Here is a 14,248-nt window from a genome sequence, read left to right on the forward strand (position 1 = left end):
ACCCGGCTCCCCGCCCGGGGGCTATCGCCGCGTCGCGGCTCGGTAGACGTCCTTGGTGAGGGCGGTGAGGCGGGCCGCGGAGGACTGGTAGCCGGCGCCGGCGGGCTGGAGCGTGAGCACGGCGATGATCAGACGGTCGCCCTTGCCGACGAGGCCGGTCGTGTGCAGCACGGGACGGCCGAGGTTCACCGGCGGGCGCGGGCCGCTCACCGCGGCGGTTCCGGCGGGCGTGAGGGCGGCTCCGCCCGCCGCGGCGGACCCGGCGGAGGGGCGTGTGCGCGAGCAGGGCACGGCCGGGCGGGCGCCGTAGCCCGACCAGCCCTGCTTGACCGCCCAGGGCCGGGGCGCCGCGCCCGGGATGCCGAAGTACTGGTCGAAGTCGTCGGCCGCGCAGCGGGAGGCCTTGCGCAGGTGGCCAAGGATCACGTCCCTGACCTTCGGCTTCGCCCGCTCCAGCAGGTAGCGGTAGGTGGTGACGACGTCCGCGGCGCTGAGCGCGGTGTAGCCCCAGAAGCCCGGCCTGTTCGCGGGCGGCGGGCCGGTGTCGGCCAGGCCGAGACGGCGCGTCACGCGGCCGATGATCGCCCCCTGGCCGCCGCGCTGCCAGAACACGGTGGCGGCGTCGTCGTCGCTGGCGCGCAGCATGCGCCGCAGCAGGTCCGCGTCGGCGCGCGGCACCGTGGTCGTGCGCGACTCCAGGTAGTCCAGCGCGATGAGGATCTTCACGACCGACGCCGACCGGAACCGCACGTGCGGCTTGTGCGCCAGCGCCGTCCTGCCCGTGACGCGGTCGAACACCACGTAGCTCGCGGCCGTCCCCGCCGGGATCCTCGGCGTCCGGGCCGCGCCCACGGCGCCCGAGGCCGGCGCGGCGGCCCGGGGGAGGAGCACGAGGGCGAGCGTGAGGGCGAGCACCGCGGCGAGGGCGCGTGACGCCCGCCGCGCGGGGGAGGTGAAGGACGACACCCGTCATCCCTACCAGATCCGGTGCGGCACAGGCGCGTGCGATCCGGGGAAGAGATGGTAGTTCTGCCTCGTACGTGGCAGACGACGGGGGAGAGCGGACAGGTGGGAGCGACATGAACACACTGGGAATCGACATCGGCGGGTCGGGCATCAAGGGCGCCCCGGTGGACACGGCGACCGGGACGCTGCTGGCGGAGCGGTGCAGGATACCGACGCCGAGCCCCTCCGCCCCCGGCGCCGTGGCCGAGGTGGTCCGGCGGATCGTCGAGCACTTCTCCTGGACGGGCCCGGTCGGGGTGACCTTCCCCGGCGTGGTGGTGGACGGCGTGACCAGGACCGCGGCGAACGTCGACCACGCCTGGATCGGCACGGACGCGCGGGCGCTGTTCACCGAGGCGAGCGGCCTCGGCGTCGTCGTGCTCAACGACGCCGACGCGGCGGGGGTCGCGGAGGCGACGTTCGGCGCGGGCCGCGGCCACGAGGGGCTGGTCCTCATGCTCACCTTCGGCACCGGCATCGGCAGCGCCCTGATCATGAACGGCGCGCTGATCCCCAACACCGAGTTCGGGCACCTGGAGATCGACGGGCACGTGGCCGAGCGCCGCGCCTCCGACCACGCTCGTGAGGCGCACGACCTGACCTGGGAGAAGTGGGCCCAGCGCGTCCAGCGGTACCTGGAGCACGTCCAGATGCTGATGTCGCCCTCGCTGATCGTCATCGGCGGCGGGGTCAGCAAGAAGGCCGACAAGTTCCTCCGCTTCATCGATCTTCCCGGCACCACCGTGGTGCCCGCCGCCCTGCTCAACAACGCCGGCATCATCGGCGCCGCGCTCGCCGCCGCCTCCGCCGCGGTCCCGGTCTCCCACCCGTGACGGCGGGGCCCGCCGCGTGCCGCCGTGACCGGAGAAGAGCACGGGGCCGGTGCATCGGATCGGGCCCCGGTGTTTGCCCGTGTCTGGGAGGGCACCTTTAACAAGTGGGTGGGAAGGAGGAAACGTGAAGGTGACCATCGCATTGCGCTTGCCGCGAGACGCGGCGAGCGTGTCCGTCACCCGGCAGATCCTCGGCGCCGAGCTGGAGGTCCTCGGGGTGGAGCGTCAGATCCGGGAGGACGTCCAGCTCATGCTCACCGAGGCGTGCTCGAACGTCATCAGGCACGCCAACGCGGGGGACGAGTACACCGTCAGCGTGGAGGTGCTGGACGACAAGTGCCTGATAACCGTGACCGACACCGGCACCGGCTTCGACCCTGACCAGGTGAGTCCGGGCAGGCCGCTCGCCGAGCACGGCCGGGGGCTCCAGATCATGCGCGCGCTCGCCGACGACGTCCGGTTCATGAACCGGCCGCGGCACGGCGCGATCGTCTGCCTGGAGAAGACGTTGAGGTTCGTCAAGGACGCCCCCGGTCGCCTGCTCAGCACCCACTGACCGGCGCTGACCGGCACTGATCGGCGCGGCCGCCGTCGCCGGGCGCCCCCGTCGGCCCCGGCGCGGATCGCGCGGGCGCCGGTCGCGCGCCCCCGGCGTCCCGGGTCACGCCTAAACCGTTGGCGCGGGACCCGGGAGGGTTGCTTATCCTTTCCGGTGGCGGCCATCTGACGGGACGGCCGGGAAAGCGACCATGGGATCTTCTTCGGTGACATCGCCCTTGACCGGCCTGCGCGAACGCCTGCCCGCGCTCATGCTGCGCGACGAGCTGAGGCTTCGCCGCCGCATCGACGGCGCACGCAAGGTGCGCGACCACAAGGCGCTGCGGGCCATCGCCGACCAGGTGACGGGCCAGATCGAGGCGGCCGAGGCCAGGGTCGGGGCGCGCCGGGCCCTGGTGCCCGCTCTCACCTACCCCGAGGCCCTGCCGGTCAGCATGCGCAGGGACGAGATCCTCGCGGCCGTGCGCGACCATCAGGTGGTCATCGTCGCGGGCGAGACCGGGTCCGGCAAGACCACCCAGATCCCCAAGATCTGCCTCGAACTCGGCCGGGGCGTCAAGGGCCAGATCGGTCACACCCAGCCGCGCAGGATCGCCGCCCGCACCGTGGCCGAGCGCATCGCGGAAGAGCTGGGCATCCCCCTCGGCGGCGCCGTCGGCTACAAGGTGCGCTTCACCGACCACTCCGGCGACGACACCCTGGTCAAGCTGATGACCGACGGCATCCTGCTGGCCGAGATGCAGCGCGACCGCCTGCTGTCCCGCTACGACACGCTGATCATCGACGAGGCCCACGAGCGCAGCCTCAACATCGACTTCATCCTCGGCTACCTCAAACAGCTCCTGCCCCGCCGCCCCGACCTCAAGGTGATCATCACCTCGGCCACGATCGACCCCGAGCGCTTCTCACGCCACTTCGGCGACGCTCCCGTCATCGAGGTCTCCGGCCGCACCTACCCCGTCGAGGTCCGCTACCGCCCGATCACCGACGACCAGGAGGACCAGGCGCAGGCGATCGTCGACGCGGTGGACGAGCTCTGCGCCGAGGGTCCTGGCGACATCCTCGTCTTCCTCAGCGGCGAGCGCGAGATCCGCGACACCGCCGAGGCCCTGAAGGGCCGCGACGAAGAGGTGCTCCCGCTGTTCGCGCGGCTGTCGGCGGGCGAGCAGCACCGGGTCTTCCAGCAGCACCGCGGGCGCAGGATCGTCCTGTCCACCAACGTCGCCGAGACCTCCCTCACCGTCCCGGGCATCAAGTACGTCATCGACCCCGGCTTCGCCCGCGTCTCCCGCTACAGCCACCGGCTGAAGGTCCAGCGCCTGCCCATCGAGCCGATCTCGCAGGCGTCGGCGAACCAGCGCAAGGGCCGCTGCGGCCGCACCTCCGACGGCGTGTGCGTCCGCCTCTACTCCGAGGAGGACTTCCTCGGCCGGCCTGAGTTCACCGATCCCGAGATCCTGCGCACCAACCTCGCCTCGGTCATCCTGCAGATGACCACGCTCGGCCTCGGCGACATCGCGGCCTTCCCGTTCGTGGAGCCGCCCGACCAGCGGCAGGTCAAGGACGGCGTCAACCTGCTGCACGAGCTCGGCGCCTTCGACGACGACCGCAAGCTCACGCCCATCGGCGGCAAGCTCGCCCAGCTCCCCGTCGACCCCCGTCTCGCCCGCATGGTGCTCGCCGCCCACGACAACGGCTGCGCCGAGGAGGTCATGGTCATCGCCGCGGCCCTGTCCATCCAGGACCCCCGCGAGCGGCCCGCCGACAAGCAGGCCCAGGCCGACCAGAAGCACGCCCGCTTCGCCGACAAGGAATCGGACTTCCTCACCTTCCTGAAGCTCTGGGACCATCTGCGCGAGCAGCAGAAAGAACTGTCCTCCAGCCAGTTCCGGCGCATGTGCAAGGCCGACTACCTCAACTACCTGCGCGTGCGCGAATGGCAGGACCTCTACAGCCAGCTCCGGCAGGTCGCCACCGGCATGGGCGTCACGCTCAACTCGGCCCGCGCCGAGCCGTACGCCGTGCACGTCTCGCTGCTGGCGGGCATGCTCTCCCACATCGGCGTCATGGACGTCGACAAGGACGCCGACAAGAACGGGGCCGGTGCGCGCCGCCGCGCCATGCGCGAGTACCTGGGCGCCCGGGGTGCGAAGTTCGCGATCTTCCCCGGCTCCGCGCTGTTCCGCAAGCAGCCCCGGTGGGTCATGGCCGGCGAGCTGGTCGAGACCTCGCGGCTGTGGGCGCGCGTGGTCGCGAAGATCGAGCCGCAGTGGATCGAACCGCTCGCCGGCCACTTGGTCAAGCGCACCTACAGCGAGCCCCACTGGGAGAAGAGCCAGGGCGCCGTCATGGCGTCCGAGAAGGTCACGCTGTACGGGGTGCCGATCGTCGTGGACCGCAAGGTCAACTACGGGCGGGTCGACCCCGAGCTGTCGCGCGACCTGTTCATCCGCCACGCCCTGGTGGAGGGCGACTGGGACACCCACCACCGCTTCCTGAAGGACAACCGCCGCCTGCTGTCGGAGGTCGAGGAGCTGGAGGCCCGCGCGCGGCGGCGCGACATCCTGGTCGACGACGAGACGCTGTTCGACTTCTACGACAAGCGCGTCCCCGATCACGTCGTCTCCGCGCGCCACTTCGACACCTGGTGGAAGCGCGAGCGGCAGACCCGGCCGGAGCTGCTCACCTTCACCTCCGACATGCTCATCAACGCGGGCGCCGACGCCGACGACCTGCAACAGGCCTACCCCGACGCCTGGCGGCACCTCGGCCAGCGCATGCGGCTCACCTACCAGTTCGAGCCCGGCGCCGACGCCGACGGCGTGACCGTGCACGTCCCCCTGCAGATCCTCAACCAGTTCGAGGGCGACGGCTTCGACTGGCAGGTGCCGGGCATGCGCGAGGAACTCGTCACCGAGATGATCCGCTCGCTGCCCAAGCCGCTGCGCCGCAACTTCGTGCCCGCGCCGAACTACGCCAAGGCCGTGCTGGAGCACGTCACGCCCGGCAAGGAACCGGTGGCCGAAGCGGTGTCCCGCGAGCTGTCCCGGCTCACCGGCGTCCAGGTGCCCGCCGACGCGTTCGACCCCGCCCGCCTGCCCGACCACCTGCGCGTCACCTACCGGGTGGTGGACGAGCGCAAGCGCACCGTGGGCGAGGACAAGGACCTGGCCGCGCTCAAGAGCAGCCTCGCCCCCAAGGTGCGCGCCACCCTCTCGCGCGCCGGGGAGGAGCTGGAGCGCACCGGCCTGCGCGCGTGGACGTTCGGCGACCTGCCCAAGCTCTTCGAGCAGGGCCGCCTGAAGGGCTACCCCGCGCTGGTGGACGAGGGCGGCACGGTGGGGGTGCGGGTCTTCCAGACCGAGGCCGAGCAGCGCGACGCCATGGGGCCGGGCATGCGCCGGCTCGTCCTGCTCAACGTCGTCTCGCCCGCCAAGGGCATCCTGCGGGGCCTGACCACCCAGCAGAAGCTGGCCCTCAGCCACAGCCCGCACCGCGACGCCGCCGACCTGTTCGAGGACTGCGTCACGTGCGCGGCCGACAAGCTCATCGCCGACGCGGGCGGCCCCGCCTGGAACCCCGGCGACTTCCGCCGCGTCCACGACCACGTGCGCGCCGAGCTGTACGACACCACCGCCGAGGTCGTCGCCCGCGTCGAACGCGTCCTGGTCATCTGGCACGGCGTGCGGAACACGCTGGCCGCGATGAAGAGCCCGGCGGACGCGCTGGAGGAGATCGACGAGCACCTCGGCGAGCTGGTCTTCCCCGGCTTCGTCACCGCGACCGGCTCGCGCCGCCTTCCCGACCTGCAACGCTACCTGCGCGCGGTGGAACGCCGCCTGGAGAAGCTCCCCGACGACCCCTACCGCGACCACGAGCGCATGCTCAAGCTGGACGAGATGCGCCTGGCCTACGACGATCTGCTCGGCCGGCTGCCCCCGGCCCGGCGCTCGGAGGACGCGGTGGTGGAGATCCGCTGGATGCTGGAGGAGCTGAGGGTCAGCTACTTCGCCCAGACCCTGGGCACGCCGTACCCGATCAGTGACAAGCGCATCACCAAGGCGATGGAGCGCCTCACGGCCTGAGCGGCGGGTCGCCCAGGTCCACCAGCGGGAAGTCCTCGCCGGCGGACAGCAGGGCCGCCGCCGCGTACAGCGGGGGCAGCGTGTCGCCGGGGTCGGCCTGGCCGCGGTGGATCCGCCCCTGCTCCAGGTGGCGGCGGGCCTCGGCGAGGGCCGCCGAGGGGCCGGCCTCGGCGCCGGTGGCCAGGGTGGCGTAGAACCGTTTGGCCAGCGCGGTGGCGTAGAAGTCGGTGACCGGCGCCCGCACGGCGAGCACCCGGCCGCCGCCGTGCCGGGCCAGCGCGGCGGCCAGGGTGGCGCCGTCCTCTCCGGCGGACAGCACGACGAACGGCGGGCGGCCGTCCCCGTCGCGCAGGACCGCGGCGAGCTCGCCCGCGGGCACCGCGACCGGGTCGCCGTCCTCGTCCTCCAGCTCGACCGAGGACGGCGACCCGGGGGCGGACAGGTGGACGACGTGGTACCCGCCGGCGCGCAGCGCCCCGGTGATCCGGCCGGGCGCGGCGACCTCCAGGACGCGCGCCTCGCCGGCCCCGGAGGCGCTCAGGTCCGCGACGGCGTCCAGGACCACTCGCGTGTCCCGTGCACGATTCTCGCCCGCCGCCACCACTAGGATCTTCAGCGGTCCGGGCAGAGGCGGGGGCGGCGCCGTCCGCCGCCCGGTGCCGGGGGCGCGCCGCCGCACGTGGACGCCGGGAAGGGTGGCGAGCACGGCCCCGTCCGGCAGCCGCAGCGCCTCGTACGGCGGCCACGCCGCCGCGTCCCCGTGCTCGACCACGACGTCGACGACCGTGCCGAAGCGCGAGTCGTGCAGCAGCCTGGTCAGGTGTCGGGCCGTGTCCTCGGTCAGCAGGGCCTGGCGGAGCCGGTGCCCCGCCTCGATGAGCCGCTCCTCGGCGGCGTGCGGGGGAGCCGCCAGGGCGCGGCTCAGGACGCCGGGCTCGAAGGGCAGGGGCGCGTCGTGCCGTCCCAGGAGCGACCCGGCCAGCGTCACCTCGCAGGCCAGCCGGTCGCCGTCCGCCGTGACGGCGAGCACCAGGTCGTGGCCCAGCGGCGACCGGGAGCGCGCCGGCGGGGACCCGGCGGCCAGGGCGCGCAGCAGACCGTCCGTTCCCCGGGCGCTGAGGCCGGTCACCTGGTGGGGCGGCGCGGCGCCGAGGAATTCCGGGATCTCGGCGGCGGAGTGCCCAGGAAGCAGCACGGGCAGGTATTTCCCCGCCGCGGCGCCGGGGTCCAGGCGGAACGCGTCGCGGATGTGCCGTGCGTCCTCCTCGGCTCCGCCGGATTCATCCGCTTCATCGGTTCCGTTGATTCGGTGTACTTCGTCAACTTCGACGAGTCCGTCCGCCCGTTCTTTATATGTCTTCGAGGCGATGACGAGCACGAAATCCGATTCGCCGATCCGTGCCTCCGCCCACGCGCGCCGGTCCCGGGCGTGCTCGGCCGGGGGCAGGCCCAGGCGGGCGTCCACGCCGTGTGTGCGCAGGAAGACCCACAGCTCGCGCACGGTGTCCAGATGCGCGGCGGAATCGTGCGCGTATGAAATGAACACCCGCGGAGCGGTGCTTTGGGCCATCATCGCCTCCCCTGTCCGCCGAGTATCCTAATCCGCCGCAAGACAGGCGCCGGCCGTCTTTTCAATGCCGAAGCCGGCAGCGACGTATACGGATTGCGGTTAATCATTCATGCTGTTTCCGTATTCAGCGTGCATGTGCCCATAAATCGCCAAGGGTGGTACGGGGGCCGGGCGCGGCGAGACGGGAGGTAGGGTTCGTCACGCGCGAACGAGAGGGGTGCGGGGTGGCACTGGCGGTGGTGTTCGACGTCGGCGAGACGCTCGTCGACGAGACACGGATCTGGTCGCGGTGGGCGGACCGCCTGGGGGTGCCGCGCTTCGTCCTCATGGGCGTGCTCGGCGGCATGGCGGCGCTCGACCGCTCGCACCGGGAGGCCTTCCACATCGTGCGGCCCGGCATCGACCTGAGCGCCGAGATCGCGGCCTGGCGGCGTGACGACCCCGATGGCCTGCGCGAGAACTTCGACGCCGACGACCTGTACCCCGACGTGCGGCCCGGCCTGACGGCGCTGCGCGAGGCGGGCCACCAGGTGATCGTGGCGGGCAACCAGCCGCCGCAGGCCTACGACGCGCTGGTGGCGATGGAGCTGCCCGTGGACGGCGTGCACACCTCGGCCGGCTGGGGGGTCAGCAAGCCCGACCCGGCGTTCTTCGCCAAGGTCGCCGCGGTCGCCGGCCGCGACCCGGGCGACATCCTGTACGTGGGGGACCGGCTGGACAACGACGTGCTCCCGGCCGCGGCCGCGGGCATGCGCACGGCGCTGCTGCGCCGTGGTCCGTGGGGGTACCTGCACGCCGAGCGCCCCGAGGCCCGCCGCGCGGACGTCATCGTCGACGGCATCCCCGAGCTGGCCGCGCTCCTCGCCGAGGGCCGCCTGCGCTGAGGCGGCCGCCCGGCGAGGCCGGCACCGTGCCACCGTCCTCGCCGGGCTCGCCCGTCACCGGGCGGGTTCCGGCCGCGGGCCCAGCGGGTCGCCCGTCAGGTCCACGGGCGTGTCCCGGCCGGCCGGGATGACCAGCGTGTGCGGCAGGAGCACGACGGCCGTGGTGCCGCCGTAGGGGGAGCGGCGCAGGGCCACCTTGATGTCGTGCCGGGCGGCCAGGCGGCTGACCACGAACAGGCCGAGCCGGTCGCTGTCGGCGAGGTCGAACTCCGGCGGGTCCGTGAGGCGGCGGTTGATCTCGTCGCGGTCCTCGGGTGCCATCCCGAGGCCGCGGTCCTCGATCTCGACGGCGAACCCGTGGCCGACCTGGTCGCCCCTGATGTGCACCCGGGTGCTGGGCGGCGAGAAGACCGTGGCGTTCTCCACCAGCTCGGCGAGCAGGTGGATCACGTCGGCCACGGCCGTGCCGGCCAGCGACGTGTCCGGCATGGGCAGGACGGTGACGCGCGTGTAGTCCTCCACCTCGGCCACCGACCCGCGCACCACGTCGTGCACCGGAACCGGCTTGCGCCAGGCGCGCCCGGCCGGCGCCCCGGACAGGATGATCAGTCCCTCGGCCTGGCGGCGCATGCGCGTGGTGAGGTGGTCCAGCCGGAACAGGTCGGCTAAGGCGTCGGGCGCGCTGGTCTTGCGCTGCATCGTGTCCAGCTGGCTGAGCTGACGGTGCAGCAGCGACTGGTTGCGCCGCGCCAGGTTGCGGAACACCAGGCTGACGCCCTTGCGCAGGCCGGCCTGCCCGACCGCCGCCTCGACGGCCGTGCGCCGCACCGTCGAGAACGCCTGGGCGACGTCGCGCACCTCCAGCGTGGTGCCGGTGACGGGGATGGGCGGCGCGTCGACGTCCACGTCGACCGGCTCGCCGTCGCGCAGCTTGGCGACGACGGCGGGAAGCCGGACGTCGGCCAGGTCCAGGGCCGCGGAGCGCAGGCCGGCGAGCTCGTGGGACAGCCCGCGCCCGAGCCGGGCCGACAGCACGACGGCGAGCAGGATGGCCAGCAGTCCGGCGCCGCCGGCGATGACGATCCGGGCGACGATGCCCGCGGCGAGGCCGTCGGCGCGCCCGGTGAGCAGCGTCGTGCGCTCGGCGTCGAGCCGGTCCATGCGCGCGCCGAGCCCGCCGGCCAGCCCCTGCCAGGCCGAGGCCCGCGCGAGCGCGCCGCGCCGGGCGCCGACCTCGTTCTCGATGGCGATGAGCCGCTTGTAGTCGGCCGAGGCGAGCAGCGTGTCGTAGGGGGCGCGCAGCTCGGGGTCCAGCGCCTGCGCGCCCCGGTCCAGCAGCAGCGTGCGCCCGGCGACGACCTGGGCGAACACGTGCTGCTCGTCGAGGCCGAGCGTGCCGCGCAGCAGCGCGCCCGACAGCAGGGCGTCCTCCTGGGCGAGCATCTCGCGCGACCTGGCGATGGTCTGCAGGCCGGTGGACTGCCGGTACAGGGCCGGGTCGGGCACGGTGACGAGCCGGTCGGCCATCTGGTAGAGCGCGTCCTGGATCTCGGTGTACCGCTGCACGGCCGTCAGGCGGTCCACGGCCCGCGAGTCGACCTCCTCCCGGATGCCGCCGAGCCGCTCCAGTTGCCGTTCCAGGTCGTCGAGGCCCTGCGCCACGTCGGCCCCGATCGCCGTCCGCGCCTCCTCGGAGGCCGTGCGCTCGTGGAGCCGCTCCACCGCGGCGTCGGTCTCCTGCCGGGCGGTCGCGAGGCCGCCCGCGTCGGGCGTGGTCCCGCTCAGCACCAGGGCGGACAGGTGGCGTTCGCGCCGCACGTGGTCGGCGACGGCCGAGGCCGGGGTCGCGACCTGCTCGAACTGCGTGACGGCCGTGCGCAGCGCGAACAGGTCGCCGACCAGGTGCCCGGTGAAGAAGCTCCACAGCAGGATGAGCGCCACGATCGGCAGGCTCAGCAGCGAGTAGAGCTTGAAGCGCAGCGTGCGCTCGCGCCGGGACGGCCCACCGGCGCCGGTCGCGGCGCGGATGAGCGCGCGCGGCGGCCCGCCGAGCCGGTCGACGATCGCCGTGAGGCTGACGCCCACGTATTACCTCCAGTCGAAGTGGTGGATCACCGTCACGGCACCCATACCGTCCCGGTCAGCCCGAGGAGCTTGGCGGCCGTGGCCACGGCCGCCATCGCGGCGAAGCCGCCGAGCACGAGCAGGTCCGTCCGGTCGAAGGACAGCTCGCGCGTCCACGTGCGGTGCCTGCCGCCGAAGCCGCGCAGGTCCATGGCGTTGACGGTGTCCTCGGCGTCGATCAGGGCGTTCACCGTCACCGGCACCACCACGGGCTTCAGCGTGAGCAGCCGCCTGACCGGGTTGCGGCTGCGACTGTGCTCGTACCCGCGCAGCCGCTGGGCGTCCACGGTCTCGTTCAGGTTCGCCCAGGTGGAGGGCAGGAAGCGGAAGGTGAGGTCCACCCCGTACGCCAGGCGCTGGGACAGGCCGAGACGTGCGAACGCCACGCCGAGATCGCTCGGGGCGATGGTGAACGCCACGGGGAACCCGACCAGCGCCAGCGAGACGTAGCGCACCAGCAGCGTGGCGGCGTACGACAGCGTGGTCCAGCTCACCTCGGCGCCGGTGCCCGGGATCGTGAACAGGACTTCCGCGCCGGCGCGCGTGTCGGCCGCGGTGAACACGCTGTTGACGGCGACGAGCAGCGTGGTGAACGCCAGCATGAACACCCAGTTGGCCCGCACGCCGCGCCACGGGATGCCCGCGGCGCGGTAGTACAGCAGGGCGACCACCGTGCAGGCGAGGACCGCGCGCAGGTCGTCGATCCCCGCCACGGCCACCAGGTGGAGCACGGGCACCAGCAGCAGCACCCGCGGGTCGCGGCGGCCGAGGAAGGAGCCCGCGCCCAGGTGGCGCGGCGTGACGTCCATCAGATCACCGGCCGGCGCGCTGGGACAGCGGCTCCCAGATCGCGTCGATCACCGGGGTGAGGACGACGACGGCGATGGCGTTGGCCAGCAGCACGGGCACGTAGTTGAGGGTCAGGAAGGTGCTGACGTCACTGCCCTGCAGCCATATGTCGGTGGCGGCGAACAGCAGCCCGGCGACGGTCGCGACCAGGGCGCCGACGGCGGTGACGACCAGGCGCAGCGCCTCGCCGGCGATCGGCGGCAGCATCGCGAAGATCAGCCCGGCGAGGCCGCCCACCAGCCCGTTGGCGACGCTCCAGTTCCAGTACATGAGCCCGGCCCCCTGGACGAGGTCGATGATGAGGTTGCCGACGAGGCCGGCGAAGAAACCGGCGACGACGCCGAAGCGCTTGCCGAAGAAGGGGACCAGCGCGAACGCGGGACGGACGGCGACGTTCTGGGTGCCGGGGATGAGGAAGCTGAACAGGCCGAGCGCGGCGTAGAGCGCCGCGCCGACCGCGCCGTAGACGACGGTCCGGGATGAGACATCCAGTAACGGCCCTCGCCGGGCCGCCGCGTCTGCGCTCATGAGGGGGTGGGTCCTTCCTGGTGTAACGGGGTGAAGCCGGGGGGACGGGCCGAGAGCGATATGTGGCGTGCCAGATCGAAGGGGTGGGGGATCGGGGCGGCGCCGGACGCGGGGAGCCCGGGAAGGTGTTCGCGGAGCGCGCGGACCAGGCCGGTGGCGCGCAGCCCCGCCCCGGCCCAGACGTCCTCGGCGCGGGCCAGGTCGGCGGGGGAGCCGTCGGCGACCACGCGCCCGTCGTCCACGACGACGACGCGGTCGGCGTAGGTGAGGGCGAGGTCCACGTCGTGGGTGATGAAGTAGACGCTCTCCACGCCGCCGGCCGCGAGGGCGTGGCCCATGAACGCGGTGGTGGTGTGGAGGTCCTGCCCCGCGGTGGGCTCGTCCAGGATGAGCGTGCGGGGGCGCATGGCGAGGGCCAGGGCGACGGTGAGGCGGCGCTGCTGCCCGAACGACAGCGTGCGCGGCGGGCGGTCCATGATGCCGGCCTCGCCGTCGAGCAGCGTCGCCCGCAGGACCTCCGCCGCGTCCTCGGCGATCTCCTCGGGGCGCCTGCCGAGGTTGCGCGGCCCGAAGGCCAGCTCGCGGCCGACGGTGGCGCTGAACAGCGCCTGCCCGGGGTTCTGGAACACGTAGCCGAACGTGGTGGCGAGGCTGATGATCGAGCGCTCGGCCACCGGGGAGCCGTCCACCAGCACCTCGCCGCGGGAGGCGGTGGCGAGCATGACGGCGGCGCGCAGCAGGGTGGACTTGCCGGCCCCGTTCGGGCCGAGGACCGCGACCCGCTGGCGGGCGCCGAGCGCCAGGTCGACCCCGGTGAGCACGGCGCGCGGGCCGTACGCCAGCGTGACCCCGCGGTATTCGAGGCGCGGCACCGGCGTGCCGCCGCCGGGCCGGGGCGGCGGGGTGACGGAGGGCAGGTCGGCGGCGCGGGCGACCAGGGCGGGGAACGGCAGCTTGACGTGCCCGGCGGGGGCCACGCGCAGGAACCCTTCCACGGGACCGAGGTAGCGGGTGGCTCCGTCCTCCAGGTAGAGCACCTCGCCGGGGCCGAACTCCAGGATCTCCTCGACCCGGTGCTCGACGACCACGGCGGCGCCGCCCTCGTCGACGAACCTCCTGATCTCGCGCATCAGGCGCAGGCCGGCCGCGGGGTCGAGGTTGGCCAGCGGCTCGTCCACGACCACGACCTCGGGGTCCATGGCGAGCACGCCCGCGAAGGCGACCATCTGGAGCTCGCCGCCGCTCAGCTCGGAGGTGGCCCGCTCCAGCAGGTGGCCGACGCCGACGCGGCCGGCGATCGCGGCGATCCTGCGGCGGATCTCCTCGCGGGGCAGGCCCAGGTTCTCCGGGCCGAACGCGATCTCGGCGGCGACGGTGGTGCCGACGACCTGGCGGCGCGGGTCCTGGAGCATCGTGCCGACGACGGAGGACAGCTCGCGCACCGTCATGTCCGCGACGGGACGGCCGCCGACGCGCACCTCGCCGGTGACCTCGGCCCGGTAGGCGTGCGGGATCAGGCCGTTGAGCAGGCGCAGCAGCGTGCTCTTGCCGCATCCGGACGGGCCGCTGACCAGGGTGAGGTCCCCGGGGCGCACGGTCAGCGAGACCGGGCCGAGCGCGGGGCGGCCGGGGGAGCGGGGAGAGCCGGTGGACAGGTAATGGACGCGCGCGTCATGGACCTCGATGAGCGCGGTCATGACGGATCGCCTTCCGATCTGCTCCACTGCGGTGGTCGGCGCCCGGGCCGAAACACAATGTCCACAGAGATTAAAGGGGAAGGCGTGTTGTCAGCGCAATTGCTGTGAAACGAGC

Annotated in this window: 10 protein-coding genes; 4 read left to right on the forward strand and 6 right to left on the reverse strand. The window is 73.2% G+C overall.

Annotation, left to right across the window (positions count from 1 at the left end; all coding sequences use genetic code 11):
• Positions 1–21 precede the first annotated feature (21 nt).
• Positions 22–966: a serine hydrolase gene (locus BJ982_RS20750; protein WP_184882521.1), complete on the reverse strand. Its 945-nt coding sequence runs from the start codon at positions 964–966 to the stop codon at positions 22–24.
• A gap of 113 nt (positions 967–1,079) precedes the next feature.
• On the opposite strand from BJ982_RS20750, the gene ppgK reads away from it, so the two are divergent.
• The 3 genes from ppgK to hrpA all read left to right on the forward strand — a co-directional run bounded on the left by ppgK (position 1,080) and on the right by hrpA (position 6,481).
• Positions 1,080–1,838: a polyphosphate--glucose phosphotransferase gene (gene ppgK, locus BJ982_RS20755; RefSeq protein WP_184882523.1), complete on the forward strand. Its 759-nt coding sequence runs from the start codon at positions 1,080–1,082 to the stop codon at positions 1,836–1,838.
• A gap of 124 nt (positions 1,839–1,962) precedes the next feature.
• Positions 1,963–2,394, forward strand: a complete 432-nt coding sequence (locus tag BJ982_RS20760) for an ATP-binding protein (protein ID WP_184882525.1) — start codon at positions 1,963–1,965, stop codon at positions 2,392–2,394.
• A 193-nt stretch (positions 2,395–2,587) separates the two neighbouring features.
• Positions 2,588–6,481, forward strand: coding sequence for an ATP-dependent RNA helicase HrpA (hrpA, locus tag BJ982_RS20765; protein ID WP_184882527.1), 3,894 nt, complete (start codon positions 2,588–2,590; stop codon positions 6,479–6,481).
• Here the strand turns inward: hrpA and BJ982_RS20770 are convergent.
• Positions 6,471–8,027 carry a CHAT domain-containing protein gene (locus tag BJ982_RS20770; RefSeq protein WP_184882529.1) on the reverse strand — a complete coding sequence of 519 codons (1,557 nt, stop codon included), beginning with the start codon at positions 8,025–8,027 and terminating at the stop codon, positions 6,471–6,473. The genes hrpA and BJ982_RS20770 overlap by 11 nt on opposite strands.
• A gap of 248 nt (positions 8,028–8,275) precedes the next feature.
• On the opposite strand from BJ982_RS20770, the gene BJ982_RS20775 reads away from it, so the two are divergent.
• The gene (locus BJ982_RS20775; protein WP_239122824.1) at positions 8,276–8,935 is read left to right on the forward strand and encodes an HAD family hydrolase; all 660 of its coding nucleotides are present in this window, start codon (positions 8,276–8,278) and stop codon (positions 8,933–8,935) included.
• 54 nt (positions 8,936–8,989) lie between these two features.
• On the opposite strand, the gene BJ982_RS20780 is transcribed toward BJ982_RS20775, so the two are convergent.
• From BJ982_RS20780 to BJ982_RS20795, 4 genes are read right to left on the reverse strand one after another with little or no spacing between them, the layout of a single operon-like run.
• Entirely contained in the window at positions 8,990–11,020 is a 2,031-nt protein-coding gene (locus BJ982_RS20780; RefSeq protein WP_184882531.1) for a sensor histidine kinase, read from the reverse strand.
• Between the two features lie 32 nt (positions 11,021–11,052).
• Positions 11,053–11,868: an energy-coupling factor transporter transmembrane component T family protein gene (locus tag BJ982_RS20785; protein WP_184882533.1), complete on the reverse strand. Its 816-nt coding sequence runs from the start codon at positions 11,866–11,868 to the stop codon at positions 11,053–11,055.
• A 4-nt stretch (positions 11,869–11,872) separates the two neighbouring features.
• Positions 11,873–12,436 carry an ECF transporter S component gene (locus BJ982_RS20790; RefSeq protein ID WP_184882535.1) on the reverse strand — a complete coding sequence of 188 codons (564 nt, stop codon included), beginning with the start codon at positions 12,434–12,436 and terminating at the stop codon, positions 11,873–11,875.
• Complete coding sequence (locus BJ982_RS20795; protein ID WP_184882537.1) at positions 12,433–14,133, reverse strand: ABC transporter ATP-binding protein; 1,701 nt, start codon at positions 14,131–14,133, stop codon at positions 12,433–12,435. The genes BJ982_RS20790 and BJ982_RS20795 overlap by 4 nt, the downstream gene beginning before the upstream one ends.
• Positions 14,134–14,248 lie beyond the last annotated feature (115 nt).

It is taken from the genome of Sphaerisporangium siamense, assembly GCF_014205275.1.
Taxonomy (GTDB): domain Bacteria; phylum Actinomycetota; class Actinomycetes; order Streptosporangiales; family Streptosporangiaceae; genus Sphaerisporangium; species Sphaerisporangium siamense.